Source organism: Eubacterium coprostanoligenes (assembly GCF_900167205.1).
Lineage (GTDB): Bacteria > Bacillota > Clostridia > Oscillospirales > Acutalibacteraceae > Eubacterium_R > Eubacterium_R coprostanoligenes.
The window spans coordinates 1-26,189 of record NZ_FUWW01000007.1 but is presented as its reverse complement, the minus strand read 5'-3'; the positions used below and the strand labels follow the sequence as shown (position 1 = coordinate 26,189).

Annotated in this window: 17 protein-coding genes; 8 read left to right on the top strand and 9 right to left on the bottom strand. The window is 41.2% G+C overall.

The window, feature by feature from the left end; translation table 11 throughout:
- Positions 1-9 precede the first annotated feature (9 nt).
- From B5D29_RS04045 to B5D29_RS04020, 6 genes are all read right to left on the bottom strand, one after another.
- On the bottom strand, positions 10-2,247 hold the full coding sequence (locus tag B5D29_RS04045) for a glycoside hydrolase family 2 protein (RefSeq protein WP_078768301.1): 2,238 nt from the start codon (positions 2,245-2,247) through the stop codon (positions 10-12).
- A gap of 2 nt (positions 2,248-2,249) precedes the next feature.
- Positions 2,250-3,596 carry an MFS transporter gene (locus tag B5D29_RS04040; RefSeq protein ID WP_078768300.1) on the bottom strand — a complete coding sequence of 449 codons (1,347 nt, stop codon included), beginning with the start codon at positions 3,594-3,596 and terminating at the stop codon, positions 2,250-2,252.
- Positions 3,597-3,639: 43 nt separating this feature from the next.
- Complete coding sequence (locus B5D29_RS04035; protein WP_078768299.1) at positions 3,640-4,194, bottom strand: VanZ family protein; 555 nt, start codon at positions 4,192-4,194, stop codon at positions 3,640-3,642.
- Positions 4,195-4,208: 14 nt separating this feature from the next.
- Positions 4,209-5,381 (bottom strand): Mbeg1-like protein, encoded by a 1,173-nt coding sequence (locus B5D29_RS04030; RefSeq protein WP_078768298.1) that lies wholly within the window; start codon positions 5,379-5,381, stop codon positions 4,209-4,211.
- Between the two features lie 226 nt (positions 5,382-5,607).
- Positions 5,608-8,424: a preprotein translocase subunit SecA gene (secA, locus tag B5D29_RS04025; protein ID WP_078768297.1), complete on the bottom strand. Its 2,817-nt coding sequence runs from the start codon at positions 8,422-8,424 to the stop codon at positions 5,608-5,610.
- A 109-nt stretch (positions 8,425-8,533) separates the two neighbouring features.
- A complete protein-coding gene (locus B5D29_RS04020; protein WP_078768296.1) occupies positions 8,534-9,130 on the bottom strand; it encodes a hypothetical protein in 597 nt (198 codons plus the stop codon).
- 239 nt (positions 9,131-9,369) lie between these two features.
- Here B5D29_RS04020 and B5D29_RS04015 point away from each other — a divergent pair, with 239 nt between their 5' ends.
- The 8 genes from B5D29_RS04015 to B5D29_RS03980 all read left to right on the top strand — a co-directional run bounded on the left by B5D29_RS04015 (position 9,370) and on the right by B5D29_RS03980 (position 21,988).
- Positions 9,370-9,987, top strand: a complete 618-nt coding sequence (locus tag B5D29_RS04015) for a sugar transferase (protein WP_078768295.1) — start codon at positions 9,370-9,372, stop codon at positions 9,985-9,987.
- 47 nt (positions 9,988-10,034) lie between these two features.
- The gene (lacZ, locus tag B5D29_RS04010; protein ID WP_078768294.1) at positions 10,035-13,094 is read left to right on the top strand and encodes a beta-galactosidase, LacZ type; all 3,060 of its coding nucleotides are present in this window, start codon (positions 10,035-10,037) and stop codon (positions 13,092-13,094) included.
- Positions 13,095-13,230: 136 nt separating this feature from the next.
- On the top strand, positions 13,231-14,655 hold the full coding sequence (locus B5D29_RS04005) for a radical SAM protein (RefSeq protein ID WP_078768293.1): 1,425 nt from the start codon (positions 13,231-13,233) through the stop codon (positions 14,653-14,655).
- An 82-nt stretch (positions 14,656-14,737) separates the two neighbouring features.
- Entirely contained in the window at positions 14,738-16,006 is a 1,269-nt protein-coding gene (locus B5D29_RS04000; protein WP_078768292.1) for a hemolysin family protein, read from the top strand.
- A 3-nt stretch (positions 16,007-16,009) separates the two neighbouring features.
- Positions 16,010-16,600 (top strand): aminoacyl-tRNA hydrolase, encoded by a 591-nt coding sequence (pth, locus tag B5D29_RS03995; RefSeq protein ID WP_078768291.1) that lies wholly within the window; start codon positions 16,010-16,012, stop codon positions 16,598-16,600.
- A 15-nt stretch (positions 16,601-16,615) separates the two neighbouring features.
- Positions 16,616-20,074, top strand: a complete 3,459-nt coding sequence (gene mfd, locus B5D29_RS03990; RefSeq protein ID WP_078768290.1) for a transcription-repair coupling factor — start codon at positions 16,616-16,618, stop codon at positions 20,072-20,074.
- A 41-nt stretch (positions 20,075-20,115) separates the two neighbouring features.
- On the top strand, positions 20,116-20,817 hold the full coding sequence (locus tag B5D29_RS03985; RefSeq protein ID WP_078768289.1) for a M23 family metallopeptidase: 702 nt from the start codon (positions 20,116-20,118) through the stop codon (positions 20,815-20,817).
- A 151-nt stretch (positions 20,818-20,968) separates the two neighbouring features.
- Positions 20,969-21,988 carry a glycerophosphodiester phosphodiesterase family protein gene (locus B5D29_RS03980; protein WP_078768288.1) on the top strand — a complete coding sequence of 340 codons (1,020 nt, stop codon included), beginning with the start codon at positions 20,969-20,971 and terminating at the stop codon, positions 21,986-21,988.
- 1,039 nt (positions 21,989-23,027) lie between these two features.
- On the opposite strand, the gene B5D29_RS03975 is transcribed toward B5D29_RS03980, so the two are convergent.
- From B5D29_RS03975 to B5D29_RS08685, 3 genes are all read right to left on the bottom strand, one after another.
- Positions 23,028-23,804, bottom strand: a complete 777-nt coding sequence (locus B5D29_RS03975) for a hypothetical protein (protein WP_078768287.1) — start codon at positions 23,802-23,804, stop codon at positions 23,028-23,030.
- 13 nt (positions 23,805-23,817) lie between these two features.
- Positions 23,818-25,785, bottom strand: a complete 1,968-nt coding sequence (locus B5D29_RS03970) for a fibronectin type III domain-containing protein (RefSeq protein ID WP_078768286.1) — start codon at positions 25,783-25,785, stop codon at positions 23,818-23,820.
- A gap of 13 nt (positions 25,786-25,798) precedes the next feature.
- A partial coding sequence (locus tag B5D29_RS08685) for a tetratricopeptide repeat protein (RefSeq protein WP_159443382.1) occupies positions 25,799-26,189 on the bottom strand: 391 nt, incomplete at its 5' end.

The following is a 26,189-nucleotide window of genomic DNA, read 5'->3' as shown; positions in this document are numbered from 1 at the left end:
GTGAAGCGGTTATGATTTTTTCTTAATCTTATTAAGGCGCTTATTGATTGTGAGAATTTGCTCTTTTGTGAACTTTCCGCCGAGCATCGAGAACGCACGCTTGAGCGCAAATCCCTTGGCAATGTCGAGCATGGTTTTGTTAATCTTGAAGCCCATAACCGACATACCGCCCGAAGATTTTTCTTTTTCCTTTTTCTCCTTTGGCTTATCGGGTGACGAAAGTGCCTTTTTGAGCATCGGAATCATACTGAGAAGCACGATTTTGCCCCTAAAGGTTGACATAATATCGCCCAAAGTGTCGTTTATGGAAAAGTAACCCGTAGGGGTGTCAATCTCGAACCAGTTGATAACTGCACCCTCCTCCGCCATTCTATAAGCCTCGTTGAAAGTGTCAACCTTTTTGATAACAGCGGTGTCCTCGCACTCGCCCGCTTTGGCAACAAGTGCGGTTTCGCCTGCATTTTCAACTTCAAAATAGAAGAACGGATACTTGCCCTTTGTCTGCTTGCCGACACTTTTGCCGTTTGCAAAAAGTTCAACCTCGTTTTGATTTGAATAAACGGTAACTTTTGTTACAGGTTCAACTCGGTCAACATATCTCTTTGAGCAAATGTGCACCATAGGCTTGTCCGAAAGCCAAGCCTGATAAGCATAAAAACTGTCCTTTTTGTACTTGCGGTCAAAGGTCACAAGACCCTTGTGATTCATACCGTTTTCACCGCCCTCGCTTCGTGCGTCTGCGGCAAAATCAAACATATTCCAAACATGAGTTGCCCACAAATACGGACGGTCGATAATCTGCTTGATTACCTCCTCGTGATAATACGCCTGATATTCCTCGGTATAGTCGCCCTGTTCAGGAGTTGAGGTGTGCCAATTAAGCGCCTCGCAACCGTATTCGCTTATGCCGATTGCCCTGTTTGGATATTTTTTGTGGAAATCATCAAACCACGGACCGTACATTGAAACATTACCGCCGTACCAACCGAAATAATGGTTATATGACAAAATGTCGGAAATGTGCACATATTCCTCATCTATGCCACACATTGTGAGTGCCGCAAGAGTAGTCGGTCGGGTTTTATCAAGCGAATGGGCAAGGTCATTGAGCATTTTGTGATTATCAATCAAACTCTTGTCACTTGCTCCGCCCATGGTAATCTCGTTTGACAATCCCCAAGTGACGATGCACGGATGGTTATAATTTTGGCAGATAAGCTCGGTCATCTGCGTTCTTGTGTTTTCAACACCGTTTGGCATATGGCGGGAAATATACGGAATTTCCGCCCAAATAACAAGACCCCTTTCATCGCACAAATCATAGAATTCCTGTGCGTGCTGATAGTGAGCAAGGCGGATTGTGTTTGCGCCCATTTCGCAAATAAGGTCAATATCTTCCTTGTGATGCTCATAATTTAGAGCGTTGCCGATTTGCGGTCTGTCCTGATGACGGGAAACACCACGGAGCGGATATTCCCTGCCGTTGAGAATAAAGCCTTTTTGTGCGTCAATCTTGAATGAACGGACACCGAATTTTGTGCTGACTTCATCAACAGCCACGCCGTCAACAAGAAGGCTTGCCTTGAGCGTGTAAAGATAAGGGTCAATTGTTCCGTTCCAAAGGCGGACATCTTCTATAACAGCCTCGGCAGTCGGATTTTTGCCGTTTGCGGTTTTTGTGCAAACAACCTCGCCGTCTGAAATAATATCAAACTGAACCTCGCCGTCTGCAAATGCCTGCATGTTGATTTTTGCATTTTTGCCGTCAACAACAGGGGTCACCATAATACCCGGTGCACCGTAATAGTCCAAATCAAAATGAACCTTTGGCACGCCGATAAGTTTTACACTGCGATAAATTCCGCCGTAAAATGTAAAATCTGCCTGCTGTGGATAAACAAAATCATTTGGCGAATTATCTGCTTCAACAACAATTGTGTTGCTGTCCTTTATGCCGTCAAGTTTTGCCCTAAAGGTTGAATATCCGCCGTGATGAACTGCTATTTCCCTGCCGTTGAAAAGCACCTTTGCGCTTGAATTTACACCGTCAAACTGAATGTAAACTTCCTCGCCGTCAGGCATATCGGCTTTTGCAATTTCCTTTTGATAAATGCAAGTGCCACGATAATAATCGTTTCCGCCGTCCTGACCGTCTGTGCCGTTCCAAGTGTGTGGCAAATTGACTGTTTCTGTTTTATTTTCTTTGGTAAATGACCAATTTTCGTTTATTGTAATGATATTTCTCAAAATCATTCCTCCGATTTTTTATCTTTAATATTGTACAAGAAGTGCATACTAAATAAGCAAATGAGTGCACCGATAAGAGGCAATGCACCTGTCATAGTGTATATTTTTTCAGGTACGCCCTCTGCCTGTGAAAGTGCATCGAGTTTTTCGCTGTATCCTGTCAAATCAAGTGAAAGAGCGATGATTGAAGCACCTACGCCCTGTGCAATCTTTCTGAAAAGAGAATAGGTTGCATAAATTGAGCCTTCCTCTCGTCTGCCTGTTTTTTCTTCTTGATAATCAATACAATCGGCAACAAGTGCCCACATAAGAGTGAGATAGAAGCAAGTGCCGAACATCGAGACACCGATGAATGCAATCCAAACATAAGGGTTGTCAAATCTTACAAAAGTTGCAATGCCTGCCGCAACAGCTGAAATTGCAAACGGATAGGTGCAAAGCTGTTTCTTTGTGAACTTCTTGAGGAGCGGTTTTGTGATAACAATACCCAAGCCAATCGGAAGCCCTGCAATAACGGTTGCAATCGGAATAATCTTTGTGTTTTTGAAATAGCACATAAACACATACTGCATAGAATTTGTAACTGTCATCATCAACGCAAGATAAGCAACCGAAGAAATTGTTACGCCCATCATAGGCTTATTCTTGAAGAATGAAGCAAGAGTTTTGAAATAATTAAACTTTTGCACATTGTTAACCGTAGGCTCAACTCTTTCCGTTGTGAGTTTGCGAAGAAGAATAAACGATACGAAGCCGATAAGTCCCATTACACCTACAATATAGATGAACACATTGCCTCGTGGATTTGAAGTTTTTGAATCGTAAACAAGTTTCGGGAGCAAAACCATTACCGGGATTTGTGCTAACATTGCGCCGACACTTCGCCAAGTTGAAAGTGACGAACGCTCATCCGACTGCGTTGTGATTACAGACTGCATTGAACCATAAGGCACATTTACACTTGTGTAAGCAACGCTCCACACGCAGTACAAACCGAGGCACATTGCGATTTTGAGTGCATACGGTGCGTTTGGCGCATAGATGAACATAAGAATGCTTGACACAAGAAGCGGTAAACTCGCCCACTTAATCCACGGCTTGAATTTACCGTCTTTGCCCGGCTTTGAAGCGTCACAAATACCACCGATAATCGGGTCGTTGATTGCATCAAAAATCTTTGCGAGCAAAATAATAATCGCAAAATGCTTTGCTTTGATTCCCATACAAGTGACATAAAACACCATAAGATAGTTGTTGATGAAAGCGAAGCTCATATTACAGCCGAAATCACCAAGACCGTATCCTATTTTGTCACGCATACCAAAAGGTCTAACTTCCTTGTTTCCCATTTTTTCTCCTTTCAAGCTATCGGCACAATGCCTTTCAGCCTGTTTAATTTTCTAATTTAGTATTACCCTTTGCCGACTTTTCAAACATTTTGTAAAAAAGAAATGTTATCAAGTATCCAAGAACTGCACCGAGGGTGTTGAAAATGACATCGTCCGTTTCGCTGACGCCGAGAGAGAATATATACTGCACGGTTTCTATCGCAACGCTTAACAAAAAAGAAAAGCAAAAGAACATCCACGGCTTGATATTGACCTGCTTATTGAAGCATGCAAAAGCACAGCCGAGAGGATAAAACATTGCCATATTCATCACAAGAACACGCAGCCATTCCTCATACCCGGTGTGGAAATACAGCTTGATTGACCTAAACGGCTCAAGTGCAAGTTCCCGTGTGTAAGCATCGGCAAACCTTGTCAAAATTGACGGACCGAGAGCCATCGCAACACAAAAAGCAAACGCCACACCCACAAGTGAATTGTTGAATTTTTTTGACTGAAACAAAAATTTATACACGGCACAAAGGAGCGACAGCACAACGAATGCCAGCAGAACAACGCCTTTATCCATACAATAGATATTGCGTATTAAATGTCGCATATTACACCTCGAATTTAAAACAATACATTAAGATATTTCAATGTATCGGAAATATTTTTGATACGCTTTGCGTTCTCTTCTTTTCTTACCTTTTCCGTATTTTTAACAACTATTGACGGAGCGGAAGAAAAAATCTTCAAAAATTTCTTTTGAGTATCCTTATCGAGTGAACGCCATGCCTCTACACCGCCCTTGAGTGACGGAATAATATTATTTTTAACATCAAGCAAACCCTCTTGATTTATGCCCGAAATCACAACATCAAACACTTCATCAAGCGCTTTTTCCTGCTCATCGGTAAGATTTTCAACCAAGTCACGCAAAATGCCGTCGTTAAGTTTACCGATCGGTGTAAGGTCGTCAACTTTCTTTAGTCGTCTGCCCTCAAACTGCCAAGAATACAAATCGTGCTGAAGCGGACCCAAAACTTGGTCGCTCTTAACTACTGTATAGTCATAATCATGGGCAAGCATCATTCCGATAAAAGACGATTGCGGAACAAAATGACGATATTTTGGCAACATTTCTGCATACGCATCACTTTCGAGATAAGAATAATCCCAGAAGCCCGGACCGTCATTGTTGTATACTTTTATTATTCTGTCTCTGATTTCCTTTTTGCAGAACAGGGTTGCATATTGAGCAATGAAGCCACCTTTTGAGTGACCGCAAACTATGATGTTTCCGCTGAATTTGTTTGCCACTTTTTCAAGATATTCGGTTGCAAACATATTTGACGGAATTCCCTTTTTGGTGAGGATGTCTATATCCTCTTTCCAGCCGATGAGAGTATCATCCGTGCCCTTGAAAAGCACAACAACATCTCCGTTAGGAAGCAAAAATGTTGCCGCCTCAAACTGAACAGCCGGCTCTTTTTCGTAAATACGAACGGCAGAAACAACTTTCATCTCGGCAAAACGCTTTTTTTCTGCCATTGCCATCATAACTTCGCTTATGCACTTTTGAAGCACTAAACCAACAGGCTCGTGCTTTCTGCCACGGAGTTCAAAAATCTTGTTTGCAACATCGGCATAGTTCATAGGCTCATCATCAAAACTCTCTGTCACAACAAGGTCAAGTGGCATATAGTACATATCGCACAACGCAACATTATCTGCCTCACTGAATGGTACAGAGCAAAAAGAAGTATCTCCGTATTTTTCAATATAGTTTATAACATTGGGCATAATAATCACTCCGTTTAATGTAAATATATATTGATTATAACAAAAGAATTACACTATTTCAATAAAAAACTATGTAATTTTTACAAATGCTGTTTATTTATATCAAAATCCTGCAATATGCCAAAAAAACGACAGAAAGTAACATATATATAATGTAATATTATTATATATTATATAAGTAAAAAAGCGATTCGAAAATCGAATCGCTTTCAAAATTCCTATTTGATTACTTTAATCTTGGCTTAATTCTGCGCTTTTCTTCCTTGTGCTTCTTATCTGCCTCAAGAGCAGCCTCTGCAAGCTTTGCAGGAGAACCGCAGCACTTCTTATACTTCAATCCGCTTCCGCATGGACATGGATCGTTTGGACCAATCTTCTTATCCTTACGGATTGTAACAGCCTTTGCAGTTTCAGGATCTTCGCCGCCTGAAGTTGTTGAAGTAACCTGTGCAACTGCCTTACGCTGAACATCTGACTTATGGATAGGCATAAGTGTGAGCATCATCTTTGCTGTATCTTCTCTGATGAGTGATGTCATTTCATCAAACATATCATATGATTCCATACGGAAGATAACAACAGGATCTTTTTGAGCATAAGAGCGAAGGTGAATACCCTGCTTCAAGTCTTCCATAGCGTCAATGTGATCCATCCAATATGTATCAACATTTCTGAGGATAACCATTCTCTCGAAGTCTTGGAACATATCGTAGCCGAGTACTTTTTCCTTTTCTTCAAGAATCTTGTGACCTCTGTCTTGGAGAAGTTCAACCGTGTCTGCAATTGTGAGTGACTCAACATCCTTGAAGTCATCATCAGTTGCAATGTTCCAATCCTTGTACTTCTCTCTCAAGCCGTCAACATTCCAGTCGGCCTTTGATTCGCCTGTGAAATAGTTTGTAACTGTTTCTTCAATATTTGTGTCGAGCATCTTGTTAACAGTTTCTGTAAGGTCAACACCGTCAAGAACCTGATCACGCTGATTGTAGATAAGCTCTCTTTGACGGTTCATAACATCATCGTATTGAAGAGTGTTCTTACGAATAGCAAAGTTCTTGCCCTCTACCTTTTGCTGTGATGACTCAATTGTCTTTGAGATAAGACGGGATTCGATAGGCATATTCTCATCATCTGTGAGCTTGCTCATCATCTTTTGCATTTTGTCGCCACCGAACAAACGCATAAGGTCATCTTCAAGTGAAAGGAAGAACTGGCTTGTACCCGGATCACCCTGACGACCCGAACGACCACGAAGCTGATTGTCGATACGGCGAGCATCGTGTCTTTCTGTACCGAGAATGAACAAACCGCCTGCTTCTCTTACCTTATCTGCTTCTTCCTTGATTTCATCCTTGAACTTTGCTTCAAGCTCGATAAATGTCTTACGAGCACGAAGGATGTCCTCATCATCAGTGTCGCCGAAGCCTGTTGCTTCTCTGATTTGCTCATTTGTGAATTCCATCTTCTTCATTTGAGCTTTTGCAAGGAATTCTGCGTTACCGCCGAGCATAATATCAGTACCACGACCTGCCATATTTGTTGCGATTGTAACAGCACCGAACTTACCTGCCTGTGCAACAATCTCTGCTTCCTTTTCGTGGTTCTTTGCGTTGAGCACCTTATGCTCAATGCCTTCCTTCTTCAAGAGTTTTGAAAGTTCTTCTGACTTTTCAATGCTGATTGTACCAACAAGAACAGGCTGTCCTTTTGCGTGGCATTCTTCAATCTGCTTAATTACATTGTAGTACTTGCCCTTTTCTGTTTGGAAAATAACATCAGGCTTGTCCACACGGATAACAGGCTTGTTTGTTGGAATTTCAACTACATCAAGCTTGTAGATTTCGTCAAATTCGTTTGCTTCTGTTGAAGCTGTACCGGTCATACCTGAAAGCTTCTTGTACAAACGGAAGTAGTTTTGGAATGTGATGGTTGCAAGAGTCTTGCTCTCGTGCTCAACCTTTACGCCTTCCTTGGCTTCAAGAGCTTGGTGAAGACCCTCGTTATATCTACGGCCTTCCATGATACGACCTGTAAATTCGTCAACGATTTTAACCTGACCGTCTTTAACTACATAGTCGATATCTCTTGTCATAACACCGTGAGCCTTGATAGCCTGGTCGATATGGTGACGGAGAGTTGTGTGCTCAATATCCATAAGGTTATCAACCTTAAAGAATGCTTCAGCCTTTTCAACACCGCTCTTAAGGAGGGTTGCTGTCTTTGCCTTTTCGTCAACTACATAGTCGCCTTCGTACTGTTCTTCAGTGTCCTGCTTGTCATCAGTCTTTGCAACCTTTGTCATTGTAAGGGTATTTGCAAAGATGTCTGCCTGACGATAAAGGTCTGTTGAAGCGTCGCCCTTACCTGAAATGATAAGAGGAGTACGAGCCTCATCAATAAGGATTGAGTCAACTTCATCGACGATTGCGAATGAATGACCTCTCTGAACCTTACGCTCTTTGTAAGGAACCATATTGTCACGAAGATAGTCAAAGCCCATCTCGTTATTTGTTCCATAAGTAATGTCTGCATTATATGCTTCCTGGCGCTCTGCATCGCTCTTTTCATGAACGATAAGTCCAACGCTCAAGCCGAGGAAACGATAAATCTTGCCCATCCACTCGGAGTCACGCTTTGCAAGGTAGTCGTTAACGGTAACGATATGTACGCCCTCGCCTGAAAGTGCGTTAAGATAAGCCGGAAGTGTAGCAACAAGAGTCTTACCTTCACCGGTCTTCATTTCGGCAATTCTGCCCTGATGAAGAACGATACCACCGATAAGCTGAACATCAAAGTGACGCATACCGAGAACACGGGAGCTTGCCTCACGGCAAACCGCAAACGCATCAGGAAGAATATCGTCAAGAGTTTCTCCGTTTGCAAGTCTTTCTTTAAGGACAGGAGTTTGTGCTGCAAGCTCCTTGTCATCCATGCTCTTGTACTTTTCTTCAAGAGCATTAATCTTGTCAACTGTTTTGCGGAGCTTCTTTACCTCATGCTTTGAGTAATCTCCGAAAATAGCTGTTACAAATTTGTTAGCCATTTATTTCACCTCAAAATAGGAATTAGTATTTTGCATTTGCATACTTTGATATGATACCACATCGGTAGCAAATTGTCAATTATTATTTTATCTCAAGTAAATATTTATCTTATTTATATATATTCTTTATTGCCGTCAATGCTCCGCCCGAAACTGCGTCCTCGGAATCGTCATCAAATGTCAAAACAAGATTTTTGTCGCCTTTTTTAACATTGAGTGTAACGGTTACTTCGGTTTCGTCATCAACGGCATCCATAGACTCAACAAGTTGATTGAGTGAAAAATCAAGAAAATCGTCATCATCAAGTTTGTTAAGCAACTGAACCGCAGAGTAATTATTTTTTAATTTTTCGGCAAAATCCGATGCCACCGAACTCAAATCCTTGTTTTTCACGGTTACGGTAACGGTCTGATTTTTGATGTCAACATCATCAACCGTTATGCTCAAATCGCTAAAAATAGCCTTTCCGAGTTCCTTGAACTGCTTATGCTTATCTGCATATCTCATAATTGTGCTCAAAGTTGAGGAATTGACATATTTTTCAAGTTTTTTAGTGTCGAATTTCTTTAATGACTCCTCAACAACGGCAACAGTTTCAATCACATTTTCCTCTGTCAACTCAACACTTTTTGAGCAAGACGAAAAAGAAAACGCCAGCGCCACAACCAATACCACGGATAAAAGAATTTTAGGAATATTTTTCATATCTATACCTCACTATAATATATACAAGAAATTATACGCTATTTTACCACACTGAACACTGTTTGTATATATTTTTTGTAAAATTTTATTAATTTTTTTGTTAACGAAATAATGTTGATTTTTTTATTTAGTTATGCTATAATCATTTAGTCTATAAACTATATATTGGGGTTTTGCACCCGGCACGGCACATTTTGTTGTGACCGAACACGATTATTTGATGAATTAAGGAAGAATAAATGAAACAGTTTTTGCACAAATATTTTGGGGCTACAAAGTGGAAACGCTTGTTTGACATTGTAGTTTCATTTTTCAGTCTGATTATTTTATCACCGCTATTTTTGTTCATTATAGCGGTCAACTATTTTACACCGAACTGCAAGGTATTTTTCAGTCACGAACGCAGAGGCAGAAGCGGAAAACCGTTTAAGATTTACAAATTCCAAACAATGAAAAACGACACACCTAACTGTGCCACCGGCGAACTTGAAAATCCTGAACAATACATCACAAAATTCGGCGCTTTTCTTCGAAAAACAAGCATGGACGAGCTTCCGCAATTGTGGAACATTCTCAAAGGAGATATGAGTTTTGTCGGTCCTCGACCGCTCATTTCAAGTGAAATCAGAGCGCACAGACTTCGACTTGAATACGGCGTTTATCGTTTCAGACCGGGACTTACCGGTTGGGCACAAATCAACGGCCGTGACGATATTTCTCTTATGAAGAAAATGAAACTTGACAAAGAATACTGCGACAAATGGAGCTTGAAACTCGATTTGATTATTCTGCTCCGTTCAATCGGTGTTGTTGTCAAGAGAGAGGGATACCAAGAAGGCGCTATCCACAGAAGATAACAAGCAAACTTTACTCGAATATATAACACACCCGAGGGAGAAGATATATGGAAAGAAACTTTATTGACGGATATACCGAATGGCAGAGCAATCCTGAAATTGTGGGAGTAAACAGACTTCCGCAACATGCAACTCTTATGCCATACGAAAATGTTGAAGAAGCAAAAAAGGCGGACAGATACGCTTCTTCAAGATGCAAACTTTTGAACGGCAAATGGAAATTTAAGCTGTACAAAAACTATGCATACAAACCATCGGATTTTGCAGACCCAAATTACGATTCGCATAATTGGGATTCTGTAATTGTGCCATGTTCGTGGCAAATGCAAGGCTATGACCAACCGCAATACTGCAATGTTCGTTATCCTTGGGAGGGAAGCGAAGATATTTGCCCGCCAAACGCACCTGTAAAGCACAACCCTGTCGGCTGTTATCTCAAAAGATTTCACATCAATCAGGCAGTGCTCAACAGAAGAGTTGTTCTCTGCTTTGAAGGTGTTGAATCGGCATTTTATCTCTATGTAAACGGCGAAAGAGTCGGATACAGCGAATCAACATTCAACAGAGCCGAGTTTGACATCACCCGTCATCTTGTTGAGGGTTCAAATGTTATCGGCGTTGAAGTTTACCGTTGGTGCACGGGAAGTTGGCTTGAATGTCAGGATATGTGGCGTTTGGGCGGTATCTTCCGTGATGTCTACATCTACACAACAGAAAGAGAATATATCCGTGATTTTGAAATTCACGCAGAGCCTGACTCACAACTTCATGACGGATATTTGACAGTTCAAGTCAAAACAAACGGTGCATACGAGGGATTGAGCCTTGATATGACCGTGTTTGACGATGACGGCACAATGGTTGCCCTCGACAGTCAATATGCAAGCGAGGATCATGTTACAGACCTCAAGGCGATTGTTACAAATGTTAAGCCTTGGAGCAGTGAATTCCCTCACCTTTACACCGTTGTGCTCACACTCAAAAACAACGGCGCACCGATTGAATACATATCTCACAAAATCGGCTTCAGAACCGTTGAAATCAGAGACGGAATTATCCGAATCAACGGCAGACGAATTGTGTTCAAGGGCACAAACAGACACGAGTTTGATTGTCACAAAGGCAGATACATCACAGAGGATGTTATGCGCCAAGATATCGAACTTATGAAGAAAAACAACATCAATGCAGTTCGTACTTCGCACTATCCGAACACACCGAGATGGTATGAACTTTGTGACGAATACGGACTGTATGTAATTGACGAGAACAATATGGAAACTCACGGTACAGGCTGGTCAACCATCATCGGCTGCCCGCAACTCCCTGCTTCCCGTCCCGAATGGGAAAAGGCTTGCATGGAGCGAATCAAGGCTTTGTATCAGCGTGACAAGAACTATTCCTGCGTTGTTTGTTGGAGTCTTGGCAACGAATCACTCGGCGGTGAAACACCAAAGAAGATGTACAAGTGGCTCAAAGACAACGACAAATCAAGATTTGTGCATTTTGAATGTGACAGAGCACCCGATGAAAAAGAACTTTCGGATGTTCAAAGCAAGATGTACGCAAAACCTTGGGAATGTGAAGAATACGCACTCACAGGCAGAGACGGCAGACCTTATATTCTCTGCGAATTCACACACGCAATGGGCAATTCCTGCGGTTCAACAGACGAATACACCACTCTTTGGGACAAATATCCTTGCCTTCAAGGCGGATTTGTTTGGGATTGGGTTGACCAAAGCATAATGACAACCGACGAGAACGGCAAGGAATATCTTGCATACGGCGGTGATTTCGGTGAAAATCCACACGACGGTCACTTCTGCGGAAACGGTCTTTTGTTTGGCGACAGAACCGTTACTCCAAAACTTACGGAAATCAAAAAACTATATCAGAATGTTGATTTCAAGTCTATTGACGCAGAGCGTGGAATAATTGAAATCAAGAACAAAAACATATTCACAAATCTCAACGAATACGAATTGCACTGGAGCCAATGCAGTGACAAGGGAGTGTTCAGCGAGGGCACAATCACGGTTGACCTTGAGCCGTTTGACAAAAAGACAATCAATCTTGAACTTGCAAAGGCATCATCAACCGAATATTATCTCAACCTTGAACTTCGCACAAAAGAGGACACCTCTTGGTGCAAGGCAGGTCACATTGTTGCAGAAGAGCAATTTGTTATAAATGAGTTTGTCAACACATACGATGAATTGGAGGAGGACATTCCTCTACTTGTTGACGACACCTACGGTTCACTCCGCATAATCAGCGACGACATCAACATTCGCTTTGAAAGACGAGAGCGCAATCAGCTTTACTCAATCAAAGTCAACGGTGAAGAAATGCTTCAAGCACCTATGCGACTTAACTTCTGGAGAGCACTCACCGACAACGACAGAGGTTCAAGAGCCGGAAGCAGACTCGGTTGCTGGAGAGATGCAGGCGACACACCGGGCATCTTCAACAACACCAAATGGAGAATTGAGAATTATCAAATCCTCGACAACGGCAAAAAAGTTGTTGTTGTGGGCGGTGCGGAAGTTTGCACACAACCTGTTTCAAGAGCCATTGTGGTATACACAATCACATCAAAAGGTATGGAAATCAGCCTTGAATTCAAGCCAAACGAAACATTGCCTGAAATTCCTGAAGTCAGCCTTTTGTTTGAACTTCCAAAGGATTTTGAAAGCATCACATATCTTGGCGCAGGTCCTGACGAAAACTACATTGACAGATGTGCATCTGCAAAAATCGGCTTGTACACCACCACTGTAAACGATATGTGGGTTAATTATCTCAAACCGCAAGAATGCGGAAACAGAACAGGAGTGAGATACGCAACTCTCATCGGCGACAAAAAGTCGTTTGGCATTGTTGCAGAGCCTGTTTGCGAATTGAACGCTTGCCACTATCTGCCAAAGGAAATTGAAAACATTTGGCACGAAAAGGATATGCCTGAATACGACAAAACCGTTGTGAGAGTTATTGCAAGACAGCAGGGTGTCGGCGGATACGACAGCTGGGGCGCACATTGCAACGACAAATACAAAAACAAGACAGATAAAACATATCGTCTAAAATTCCAACTTAGGTTTTAAGAATATTACTAAATTGTAATTTAGACAAATCTATCTTGACAAACAGTTTTATAAGTACTATTATAATTAGCAATTAAAGGTTTAATTGAATTTATCAGATGAAAGAGGGGCTGTGCCCCGTGAGAGAGGTAAAACCATGTCACTTAAAGAGCAAATAGTTGATTTTGCTATCAGAAATGCTATCAAGTATGCCAGAAAAGATTTTGACAGAAACGCACCGAAAATTTTAAATTTAATTGAAAAAGCAGATGTAAAGCGTGTTAATCGTTCAACATATGCGGGTCTCCACAAAGTTATGGACGACCCAAACAACAACTGGATGAGATTTGTTAAGGACATCATTTGCAACACAGACGAGCATGTTCTTGAAAAGCTCGTTCCGCCACTTATGAATGTTGCCGTAAACAGCTACACAAAGCGTATGGCAGCTATCGAAAAATACGGCTGTAATGTGCCTTGGGCAATCCTTATGGACCCAACCGCAGCATGCAACCTCAAGTGCACAGGCTGTTGGGCTGCCGAATATGGCCACACAAGCAGTCTTTCATATGACGACCTTGCAAGAATCATCAGACAGGGCAAGGAACTCGGCACATATATGTATCTTTACACAGGCGGCGAGCCTACTATGAGAAGAGCAGATTTGATGCGTCTTTGCCGTGAAAACCCTGATTGTGCATTTTTGAGCTTTACAAACGGCACATTGATTGACGACAGCTTTGCTGACGAAATCAAAGAGGTTGGCAACTTCTACCCTGCATTCTCTATTGAGGGATACGAAGAAGAAAACGACTTCCGCCGTGGAAACGGCACATTCAAAAAGTGCACAGCCGCTATGAAGCGCCTTAAGGACAGAGGCGTTCCGTTTGGTGCTTCTCTTTGCTACACAAGCAAAAACACCGATGTTTTGGCATCAGACGAATATATGGATTGGCTCATTGAACAGGGCGTAAAGTTTGCTTGGTTCTTTACATATATGCCAACAGGCAACGGTGCCGTAACAGATCTTATGGTATCTCCTGAACAGCGTGCTCTTATGTACAAAAAGATGCACGAGTGGCGCAAGACAAAAGCTATTTTCGCTCTTGATTTCTGGAATGACGGTGAGTATGTTCAGGGCTGTATCGCAGGTGGCAGACACTATTTCCACATCAATTCAAACGGTGACTGCGAGCCATGTGCATTTGTTCACTATTCAAATGTCAACATCAAGGATTGCAGCGTTTTGGAAGCACTCCAAAGCCCACTCTTTATGGCTTACAAGAATAATCAGCCGTTCTCAAACAATATGCTTCGTCCATGTCCTGTGCTTGACAACCCGGGTGCTATCAGCAAGATGGTTGCCGAAACAGGTGCATATTCAACAGAAATGCAACATCCTGAAAGTGCAAACGCTTTGTTTGACAAAACTATTGAGGCTGCAAAGGCTTGGAAAGTTAAGGCAGACGAATTGTTTGACAGAGATGAGTACATTGCAAAGCATGTTAAAGATGAAAATATGTACAACTACGAGAAAGATGACTCTGAAAGAGAATTTAGCGAATTTGAAAAAACTGAATAACAACAGGTTTTTCGCATAAACAAAATAAGGGCATATCACACAGATATGCCCTTTAAATCAATTTTTGAACAAAGGAGTAGAAATGAACACACCCTTATTAATCGTGATGATTATTTTAGTAATGTTTTCGGCATTTTTTTCGTCAGCCGAAACAGCGTTTTCTTCACTCAACAAGGTGAAGTTGAAGGCTATGGAGCAGGGCGAAAAAAGCAAAAAAATCGAGCGAACATTGAAGTTGGCGGATGATTTTGACATTGTGCTTTCAACAATTTTGATTGGCAACAACATCGTAAACATTGCTTCAACCTCTATTGCAACCCTGTTTTTTACAGGACTTTTGGGCGACAACAGCGACCTCGGCGCAACCGTGAGCACGGTGGTTATGACCATCGTTGTGTTGATTTTTGGCGAAATCACACCAAAAACCATTGCAAAAGAAAAGGCAGAAACCTTTGCAGTTGCAGTTGCTCCGGCAATTAAGTTTTTCGTGTTTCTCTTCTACCCTCTCAACATGTTGTTCAGAGGTTGGAAACTTCTGCTCAACAAAATGTTCCACCTTGAAAAAAACAGTGCTGTGACAGAAGAAGAACTGAAAACCTATGTTGACGAGGCTCAAACAGGCGGTGAAATCAGCGAAAACGAAAGCGAACTCATCCGTTCATCAATTGAATTTGACGACCTTTACGCAAGCGACATCCTCACTCCGAGAATTGATGTTGAAGCGGTTGACAAATACGCAAAGTTGTCCGACATCGAAAAGATATTCAAATCAAGCGGATACAGCAGATTGCCTGTTTATATCGGCGACATCGACAACATTGTGGGCATCATTCACCACCGTGATTTTGAGGACATCAGAAGCCGTGGATTGAAATCGTTGCGCACAATCATCAAGACTGTTCCGACCGTCAGCCCCGATACAAAAATCAGCAAACTTTTGAAGATATTCCAAAAGAACAAAACCCATCTTGCCGTTGTTATTGACGAATTCGGCGGTACAGAGGGCATTGTGACGCTTGAGGACATAATTGAAGAACTTGTAGGCGAAATTTGGGACGAGCACGACGAGATTGAGGTTGACATTGAAAAAATTGACGACACAACCTGCATTGTTGACGGTATGGCAAACCTTGATGATGTGTTTGAATATTTCGAAATCAACGACAAGAACACCAATGTAACCACGCTCAACGGCTGGGTTATGGAAAACACAGACAAAATACCTGAAATCGGCGACTGCTTTGACTACGGCGACCTGCATTTTGAAGTTATAGAAACCGACGGACGCAGAGCAGAAAAAGTCAAGGTTACAAAAATAATCACAGAAAACGAAGAACAAATCGAGGAATAACAAATGTTTTCATTCAGACGAGGAAAAATAGAATACATCATTGCGGGACTTGGAAATCCGGGTCCAAAATACGCAAACACAAGGCACAACGCAGGCTTCAAGGCTGTTGACCAACTTGCAAAAGAAGAGGGGTTTGAAATCAAGAAATCAAAATTTCAGGCTCTTATTGCAGACGAGATGGTTGACGGCAAGCGTTGTTTGATTATGAAACCGCAAACGATGATGAACCTCAGCGGTGAGGCAATTATGGAAGCTGCGGAATACTATAATATTCCAAACGAAAACATCATAGTAATATATGACGACATTAGCCTTGACATAGGCAAAACGAGAATCAGAAGAAAAGGCAGTGCCGGCGGTCATAACGGAATCAAAAGCATTATTTCCTGCCTTGGTTCTGAAGAATTTCCACGAATTAAAATCGGAGTTGACAAAAAGCCAAATCCGTCATACGACCTTGCAAAATGGGTTTTGAGCGAATTTCCAAAGGAAAAATCCGAAGAACTGCAAACCGCACTTGAAAACGCAACAAAGGCAGTAAGGCTTATGGTCAACGGCAAAACCGATGAAGCTATGAACAAATACAACAGTTAAAGGCACAAGGCAAATATGAGCTGTTATTCAAAAATATTTGAAAAAAACAAAGAATACCAAAATTTAAAAGAAGCAGTTAACGCCCACGAATTTCCTGTGGGCGCTGTTGGTCTGCCCGAAATTAACAAGATTCACATTGTTCACTCTTTGTGTGACGACCTTGAGAAAAAGGCTTTTGTAATTACTCCCGATGAAGCAAGCGCAATCAAGGCTTACGAAGATTTGTCCACAATGACAGACGGAGTTTTGCTCTATCCGAGGAGAGAGTTCACATTCCTTGATGTTGAGGGCATAAGCCGTGAATTTGAGCACATCAGACTCGGCGTGCTGTCAAAAATCATCAAGGGCGAATACAACATTGTTGTTGCATCGGTGCAAGCATCTTGCCAAATGACGATGCCTCCGCAGGCTCTCATTGACCGTTCTTTCACCATCAGCGAGGGCGAGGACATCGACATTGACGAAACCGTTAACAAGCTCGTAAAAGCAGGCTACACACGATTTGACCAAGTTGACGGCACAAGTCAGTTCAGCGTAAGAGGCGGACTTATTGACATCTTCCCTCCCGGAGCAGACGACCCGGTGAGAATCGAGCTTTGGGGCGACACCGTTGATTCTATCGCAAAATTTGATATTTCAACCCAAAGGCGAAATGATATTGTTGACAAGATTGACATCATTCCGGCAACGGAAGTTTTGTTTCCGTCAAAGGAAATTCAGGCGAAGAAGATTGACGAGCTTGCAGGCTCACTAAAGGGAAAAGCTATCAAAGCAAGAGAAAAACTCTATGCCGACAGCGACAAGCTCAAGCAGGGTGTGAATCTGCCGTGCAACGACAAATATCTTCCGCTTGCATACAACAGCAACGGACTGTTTGATTATTTTGACGGTCTGCTGTTTGTGCTTGAAAGCGGCAAATGCAAGGAAAAGTGCGAAAATCAGCAGAAACTTATGCTTGAGGACATCAAGTGGCTTCTTGAGGACGGCATAATCTGCAAGGGCATTGACAAATTCAGCCTTGATTTCACCGACCTTTTGAGCGTTTACGAAAACTGCAAGGCGATTTATCTCGACTCATTCCCTCGTGGAAGTTTTGACACACCGATAAGACACCTTGCGTCATTCACCTGTCAAACATTCAATTCTTGGAGCGGAACATTAAGCCAGTTAAAAGACGAGCTGTTCCCTCTCATCAAAACAAAATACGCCGTTTGCATACTTGCCGGCACAGCAAAATCGGCAAAGGCACTTGCCTACGACTTGCAGGAAATGGGCTATCAAGCAATTTACTGCGACAAAAAGCCAAGCGAATTCGCCCACGGTCTTGTAACCGTTATGTCGGGCACAACATCGGCAGGATTTCAGCTTTCGACTTGCAAGTTTGCGCTCATCACCTACGGCAAAGTTAACCAAGCCAAGAAAAAGCACAAGCATTTCAGTTCAAAGGATGCTATTCATTCGCTTGACGAACTCGTCATCGGCGACTACATTGTTCACAACATCCACGGTATCGGTATTTTTGAGGGCATACAGGCACTCGAAATAAACAATGTCAGCAAGGACTACATCAAAATCAGCTACGCAAAAGGCGACAATCTTTATGTTCCCGTAACCCAACTTGACCTTGTTTCAAAATACATCGGACCTCGAGACGATTCAAGAGTGAAAATTAACCGCCTCGGTTCGGGTGATTGGAGCAAGACTAAATCCAAGGTTCGTGCAGGACTTCAGGATATGGCAAAAGAGCTTATTGCCCTGTATTCAAAGCGAATGAACACAAAGGGTTTTGCATTTTCCGAGGACACCGATATGCAACGAGATTTTGAGCTTCGATTTGCATACGAAGAAACAGACGACCAGCTCCGTTCGATTGACGAAATCAAGGGCGATATGGAAAAAACCGCACCTATGGACAGACTGCTTTGCGGTGATGTCGGATTCGGCAAAACAGAAGTTGCCTTGCGTGCGGCATTCAAATGTATTGGTGACGGCAAGCAATGTGCAATCCTTGTGCCGACCACCGTTCTTGCAATGCAACACTTCCAAACCGCACAGAAACGAATGGAAGCGTTCCCTGTGAGGATAGAAATGCTCAGCAGATTTGTATCGGCAACCAAGCAAAAGGAAGTGCTGAGTGACCTTGAAAAAGGCAAGGTTGACCTGTTAATCGGCACTCACAGAATTTTCGGCGGTGACATCAAATTCAAAGATTTGGGGCTGCTGATTGTTGACGAAGAACAGCGTTTCGGCGTTGCTCAAAAAGAGAAAATCAAGGAAAAATTCCCAAGAGTTGATGTTCTCACCCTTTCGGCAACACCTATCCCACGAACACTCAATATGGCTATGAGCGGAATCCGTGATATGAGCCTGCTTGAAGAAGCACCGGGCGACAGAAAGCCTGTGCAGACCTATGTTATTGAATACGATTTTGGAATCATAATCGAAGCCATGGAAAAAGAGCTTGCAAGAGGCGGTCAATGCTATTATTTGCACAACGACATTGAAACCATTGACCACATTGCAATGCAGATAAAAAAAGAACTCCCGGATGCAACGGTGGGAGTTGCACACGGTCAAATGACCGAGGAGCAATTATCCGATGTTTGGCAAAAACTGCTCAATGCCGAAATTGACATTTTGGTGTGCACAACAATCATCGAAACAGGTATTGATGTACCAAATGTAAACACATTGATAATTGAAAACGCAAACAAACTCGGACTTGCGCAACTTCACCAAATCCGTGGCAGAGTCGGCAGAAGCAGCAGGCGTGCATATGCCTACTTCACCTTTGCAAAGGGCAAGGAACTGACCGATATTGCGCAAAAACGACTTGAGGCAATCCGTGAATACACCGAATTCGGTTCAGGCTTCAAAATTGCTATGCGTGACCTTGAAATCAGAGGTGCGGGTTCGTTGCTCGGCAACAAGCAACACGGTCATATGGAAAGCGTTGGATACGATATGTACATCAAACTGCTTGAACAGGCTGTCAGCGAAGAAAAGGGCGAGGCTGTTCCTGACGAAAAAGAACAAGAGTGCCTCATCGACCTACCTGTTGATGCAAGTATTCCGTCAACATACATCACCTCCACTCCGCAAAGGCTTGATATGTACAAGACTATTGCAAACATCCGTTCAAACGAGGAAGCAAACGATGTTTATGACGAACTTACCGACCGTTTCGGTGTTCCGCCGGCAAGCGTGTACGGACTTGTAGAAATTGCACTTTTGCGAAACACAGCAATGCAACTCGGCATTTATGAAATCAGGCAATCCGGCATAAACGCAAAATTCTTCTTGAATGATGTGAAGCCTGAATATCTTATTGCTCTCAACGAAAAAATGCGTGGCAGAGCAAAGCTGAATTCCTGCAAAAAGACCTTTATATCGGTTGAAACCATTGGCGGTGACACAATCGGATGCGTGCGTGACACACTCAATCTTTTGAGCGAATCTGTCAAAAATGAATAAAAAACGAAACCTCGGTTGATAATATAACCGAGGTGTTTTTTATGTCTACATCAAATTCAAAAAAGAACGACAACAAAAATGTAAAAGCGTTATTTTCCGTTGTTTGCCTGTGCATTGTTTCGCTTGGCTTGATAGTTTACTTTTCTACCACTCAAAAGGGCAAGGACAGCACGGTGAACGAGCCGACAACGATTGTTGAAACCACCGAGGTTCAGCACGCAGTTACGGCAAAAGAAACCACAACGCAAACAACAAGCGAAGCAAGGGTTTCCAAACAAAAACCGACTGCGAAAAAGGATGTTACAATGTCGCAGGGCAAGGGCAACACTCCGTACAAAAGCTACTACAAATATCCGCTGACGGACGCTGTTTCAAAGGGTTATAGCGAGGAGTTGACCTACGACAAAACCATGGGTGATTACCGTGCGCACACGGCAGTTGATTTCAGCGGTGCACTCGGCGACAAAGTGACTGCAATCAATGACGGACTTGTGACAAAGGTTTACACCGATTCAATGTACGGCTTGTGCGTTGAAATTGACCACGGCGGAAAATTTGTTGTAAGATACTGCGGACTTGAAAGTGCAACCGTAAAAAAGGGCAATTTTGTTGACATCGGCAACACAATCGGCACACTCGGAAAAGTTCCGTGCGAAGTCGGTGACGGCGCACATTTGCACCTGTCTGCAAAGCTAAAAGGTCAACCCGTGAATCCTTTGAATGTTATGAGCAAAACCGAATAAACCAAATCATCTTTAAAAGGCTTCCCTCAAACAGCGGGAGGCTTTTTATATACAATTACAACTTTTTGTATATTTTGTGGAAAACTTTTGTTGATATTGTCGTATTCATTGTGTAAAATTATTTGTATAATATTAACAAAGAGGGATAATTATGGCAGAAACCAAAACAAAAAAATCAAACAAAAAAAAGACAAAATGGATAGTTTTGGCTATCGTTGTTTTGTTGATTGTTGCACTTGCAACAGTAATGACTGTGTCGGGCAAGCACCGTTCTACACCTGACCAGCTCCAAACATACGAAACCGACAACAAATACATACTTCAGGAAACCGACATTTCGGGTCACAGAAGCGGTGGCGGAATCGAACCTGAAGAAACAATGCTTGCATTCAAGAACTGTGCAGAAAACCCTGCTTTCAGCATTGATGTTTTTGAATTTGACTTGCACATCACAAAAGACAAGCAACTCATTCTTTTGCACGATGACACACTCGACAGAACTTCCGACAGCGTTGAAGTTTTCGGCGAAAAGAAAGTCAGACCTGAAAACAAGACATATGAAGAACTCCGAACTCTTAATATGGGTGCGAAATTCGAAAACGAAGACGGCGAATCACCATATGCCGACCTTAAGGGTGACGAAGTGCCTGACGATTTGAGAATTCTCAAGCTCAACGATATTCTTGATTATCTCATTGCTCAAGGCGGCGGCAGATACAAATACATCATCGAAATCAAGAACGGCGATGATTTGGGCAAAGAAGGTGTAGATATTCTCTACAACACCTTGATTGAAAAAGGCATTCTTGAAAATGTTGTGTTCGGCACATTCCACAAAGAAGTGAGTGCATATGTTGACGAGAAATACCCTGACCTTGCACGAAGCACATCAATTCCGGAAGTTGTTAATTTCTGGAAAGCAGCACTCAAGGATGACCCTAATTACGAGCCACCTTGCAATGTTTTACAAATTCCATTCTGTGCTCCGTACAAAAATCTTGGATTTAACCTTGCAACTGCACAAATGATTAACTATGCACACAAGCACAATATGGCTGTGCAATATTGGACAGTCAATGACGAAGAAGATATGAAGTACTTGCTTGAAATGGGCGCTGACTGCATTATGACAGACTATCCTGACAAGCTCTACAATGTAAAAAATTCATAACAAAAACGAATCCCTCCCCAATCTGGGAGGGATTCAGACTGTCGATAAAGCTCCTGAAACACGCCAAAATATAATCAACCAAATTATGCCTCCCTTTGACGCAAGGTGATTCCCCCGTTAATCGGGGGAAATGTCTGCAACACAGACAAAAGGGGGCGTCTACGCAGTAAAGGTGGCAACACGAAGTGTTGACGGTGGGGTTTTAAAAATGCTGTAAGTATCGTACTTACAGCATTTTTGGCGTTTTTCTTTTTTTGCTCAGTCGAGGTACCATCGTACATCTTCCTTCGCAAGAAAACGAAATTCAGAAACTTTCTCAACAGCCTACAGCGTGTCGATAAAACTCCTGAACATGCAAAAGCCCTCCCATTCGTGGAGGGTTTTCTGTTAGATTTAGTTTTTGACTTGTTTAGCTATAATTTCTTTTTACCGCCGTTGTGCTTTATGCACATTTATCTCTTATTAGCCTTGGTTTCTCTGTTTCTCCCCTAACCATATGCCTTATGTAATATGAAACTCCCCTGATGATGCGTCCTCTTTTCTCTCCAATGACATCATCAAAAGAATTTCCATAATCGTGGCTCATTCATTTCATCACAACTACCGATTTGCAACAGCAGTCACCCCATAGGCGGTATAGCTTGTTTTAACAACAACTCAATGTTTTGTAATTAAGTCCCAAACCTCAAAACAAAACACTTAAAGAAATTACAGCTTAAAACACAGTCGTACAAAACTAACCAGCGAATAAAGTATTGCACAAAATCAATTATTTTGCAATATGTTACCTATGTGTTACCTTTTCATCAGATAAAGGAAACATATTGAAATGCCGACATAATGCGTGTATATTATTTGTATGTTACCTGAAGAAAATTTTTTAGTAACAATAACAGTCAATTGAAACATACATCTTTTGTGCTTCTGCATTTTCCACAAATATAAAAAATCATCCCTCCTGATGTATATCCTACACCAAGAGGGATTTTTTGTGTCAATTATTCACTGACTTGTTCATACAAGAGGGGGATTAATTATATCACTTCAAATTAGCAATATTTTTGTTTACTCTTGAAATAATCATAGAACGATTTTTCTTTTCATATGAATCGGTCAAGATAAGTTTAACCTTACCCTTTTTGTAAATAATTTGACCTTTCTTTTCTGCATCAAATCTGTCAAAAAGCAAAGTCTTCTTTTTGTTCAAGAATTCTTTTTCAGAAGCAGCTTTGCCATTTATCTTTCGGGTTGATTTATCGGTTTTTCCGTCATAAAGACTGGAAAGTTTATCTTTTGCCTTAACCTTTTTTCCGTTAAAAGAATAAGAAGTTACATAATAATAATCCTTTTCTTGTTCAAAATCATAATCGGATTTTTCAGTTACAAGCAAAACACCTTTATTTGTATAACACAAAAATACTCCGCCGCGTTCGCCGATTTCTACACCTTTACCGTAAATGCCTTTTTTTACACATTTTGCTTTTTTATCAATAAATGCATAAATTCTATAATAAAGCACACAGTTAAATTCTTCAGACTTCTCACTTACAGTTGTATAAGTAACAAGCATTTCATCTTTGCCATCGTTATTGAAATCAATAAGTTCAACACAGTTTACACCTAAAATTGCGTTATCATTATGACTGTACTTTGCTTTGCCATATTGATTTACAAGACTTGTAACAACCTTGCTATAAGCTTTATTGCGAGCATTGGATGCGGCAAGTGCACTGATATTTGTAAATGCAAGAGTTGACACTATGCAACAAATTGCCAAAATTACTGAAATAACTCTTTTAAACATTTTGTTTTTCATTTTTTACCCCAAATCACTTAGTTTTTACTGCCTTAACCTTTGACCATTTGCCGTAAACCTTTTTGCCGTTTACGATCTTATATGATCTTACACGAACATAATACTTCTTGTTCTTCTTAAGATTTTTAACAGTCTTTTTCTTTGCCTTTTTCTTGTTAACCTTTACAGACTTCTTGTTCTTCTTGAACTTCTTGTCTGTAGCAACCTGAATCTCGTATCCGGTTACATTCTTTGCAGGCTTCCATGTTACAACAACAGCCTTTTTCTTTGATTGTGGCTTCTTTATTGTAACTTTAGCAGGCTTCTTTGATGTGCTTGGTGCAGGAGTTGTTTCGTTTGGCTTTGCTTCAGGCTTCTTGTCGTCATCATTTTTGTCTGTGTCTTCAGGAGCAGGTGCAGGAACGAAGCCTCCGCCACTGCCTGTTGAGCCGCCTGTTGAGCCGCCTGGGTTACCGCCGTGATTATCATTATTATATAGTTGTCCGCAACGAGAGCATTTCTTTGTATATGTGCCGTCTTCGTTTTCAACTGTATAATATGAATGACATGTAAGAACAGGAGTTATATCCTCATTACATTCGTCACAATGAATTTTATATGTTCCACAAACTTTGCCATATTGATGAGTAACCTGAATGTATCTTACCTTTTTGTGATTAATATAATTAGATCTATATTTATCACAACATTTGCATTTTGAATATGAATGAATGCATTTGCTTCCCTTGTATGATTCGTCTTTTTCATCTTCAAACTTATGAGGTGCTGCAGTATATCCACAAGTCTTGCAAGTTGCCGGATGTTGACAATCTATTGAAGATTCATCCACACCAAAATCATGCTTTACATTATTTTCTTCATCACGGCATGGAGACTCTTCGAGCTGATATTTAATATATTCGCCACAGTCAGTACATGTGCCTTCATAAAAAGCATTCCAACCTTGGTTTACACCACCATTATAAGAATAATGTCTCCAAAAGTCTTTAACAATTTCATCATTAGGGTCAACTAATTTTTTATCATCTCCTAATTTGTGATCGGTATATGTTGTATAAGTGTGAACATATTCCTCTTTTTGGCAACGAGAACATTTGTCTCCAAAAGTTACTTTCTGTTTTTCCCCACACTTTGCATCTTCCGGCTCTTTTATCTCGAACCCTATATAATTATGATTTTCATATTCAAGTGTAAATCTTTTACCGCAAAGTTCACATTCTCTTGTTTCAGTTTCTATACAAGAATTTTCCTGTTGTTCTCTTGAAACAAAATATGAAAAAGCATGTGTACATGTGTTCGGATCTATATCATCTACATTTCTGATTTCAATATCATAGACCATATCATTTGGACGAAGATTCAAGAAATCGCTATCATTTTCAAGCAAACTTTGAGTTTCATAACCGCCAAATGCCGCTGAAGCAGCAATATAAAGCACATCGCCTTCATGATATGTATAGGTCAAAGCCGAAGCATACATAATATTATCGGTTTTATCTTTTGCAGAAGCAATATCAAGGGCTGCATCTTTATTACCGTTAATATCTTCATATACTCTGATATCATTGTGACTGACAGACGGCTTTTTATCATTGCTATACTGCTTGTTTCTCAATGTAGTGATTACATACTTACCGTCTTCAGGTACAACAAATTTGAGAGTTGCAACACCGTATTGAGCAAGCCAAAGAGTGTACTTTGTTTGTTGCTTTGCCTCAATGATATTGCCGTCTTCATTCAAACCATATTGATTTTGGCGAACAGAATATACGCCTTTATTTGTCTTTACTCTTTCTCCATACCATTCAGTCAATGATGCTTCATCACCGCTAATAAGATAATTTTTGGTACTTGACGGTGCAACATAAGTACCGTTGAATGTTTCGTCATATGCCTGATTAGCATTTACTGCAATTGGAAAGCTCAAAAGCATTGCAATAGAAAGCAAAACAGACAAAAACTTTTTTGTTGATTTTTCCATAATTTTTTCTCCTTTAACTTTGTTGTTTTATGATTTTTTTGTACTTTTTTCCAATCTCAAAATTCTGCTTTCTTCCGTACAAAATTCCTCTTGCTGCAGTATTCTCTTTCAACTCCATAATCATATCATCAACTGAAGCAATTTTGTTTTTGCAGTTTTTAGATTTTTCTGTTTCTCCCCTTTCTTCATAATATTTATTTGCTTTTACAAGCAAATCAATGTAATCACGGTAGTGCTGCATAGTTCGTGGATCTTTTTCAATTACAAGTTCCATTTGCTTTATAGCCTTACCGTATTTATTATCAGCCGAATAAATGTTAGCCATAACATTATTCGGTTCATAAACACTGTCATTCCGCTTCAAAATTTCTTGTGCAAGAACATAAGCTGATTGTTTGTCATTT

Coding starts and splice junctions, on each gene's coding strand:
- B5D29_RS04040 (WP_078768300.1), bottom strand. CDS start 3,596: ATGGGAAACAAGGAAGTTAGACCTTTTGGTATGCGTGACAAAATAGGA.
- B5D29_RS04035 (WP_078768299.1), bottom strand. CDS start 4,194: ATGCGACATTTAATACGCAATATCTATTGTATGGATAAAGGCGTTGTT.
- B5D29_RS04030 (WP_078768298.1), bottom strand. CDS start 5,381: ATGCCCAATGTTATAAACTATATTGAAAAATACGGAGATACTTCTTTT.
- secA (WP_078768297.1), bottom strand. CDS start 8,424: ATGGCTAACAAATTTGTAACAGCTATTTTCGGAGATTACTCAAAGCAT.
- B5D29_RS04020 (WP_078768296.1), bottom strand. CDS start 9,130: ATGAAAAATATTCCTAAAATTCTTTTATCCGTGGTATTGGTTGTGGCG.
- B5D29_RS04015 (WP_078768295.1), top strand. CDS start 9,370: ATGAAACAGTTTTTGCACAAATATTTTGGGGCTACAAAGTGGAAACGC.
- lacZ (WP_078768294.1), top strand. CDS start 10,035: ATGGAAAGAAACTTTATTGACGGATATACCGAATGGCAGAGCAATCCT.
- B5D29_RS04005 (WP_078768293.1), top strand. CDS start 13,231: ATGTCACTTAAAGAGCAAATAGTTGATTTTGCTATCAGAAATGCTATC.
- B5D29_RS04000 (WP_078768292.1), top strand. CDS start 14,738: ATGAACACACCCTTATTAATCGTGATGATTATTTTAGTAATGTTTTCG.
- pth (WP_078768291.1), top strand. CDS start 16,010: ATGTTTTCATTCAGACGAGGAAAAATAGAATACATCATTGCGGGACTT.
- mfd (WP_078768290.1), top strand. CDS start 16,616: ATGAGCTGTTATTCAAAAATATTTGAAAAAAACAAAGAATACCAAAAT.
- B5D29_RS03985 (WP_078768289.1), top strand. CDS start 20,116: ATGTCTACATCAAATTCAAAAAAGAACGACAACAAAAATGTAAAAGCG.
- B5D29_RS03980 (WP_078768288.1), top strand. CDS start 20,969: ATGGCAGAAACCAAAACAAAAAAATCAAACAAAAAAAAGACAAAATGG.
- B5D29_RS03975 (WP_078768287.1), bottom strand. CDS start 23,804: ATGAAAAACAAAATGTTTAAAAGAGTTATTTCAGTAATTTTGGCAATT.
- B5D29_RS03970 (WP_078768286.1), bottom strand. CDS start 25,785: ATGGAAAAATCAACAAAAAAGTTTTTGTCTGTTTTGCTTTCTATTGCA.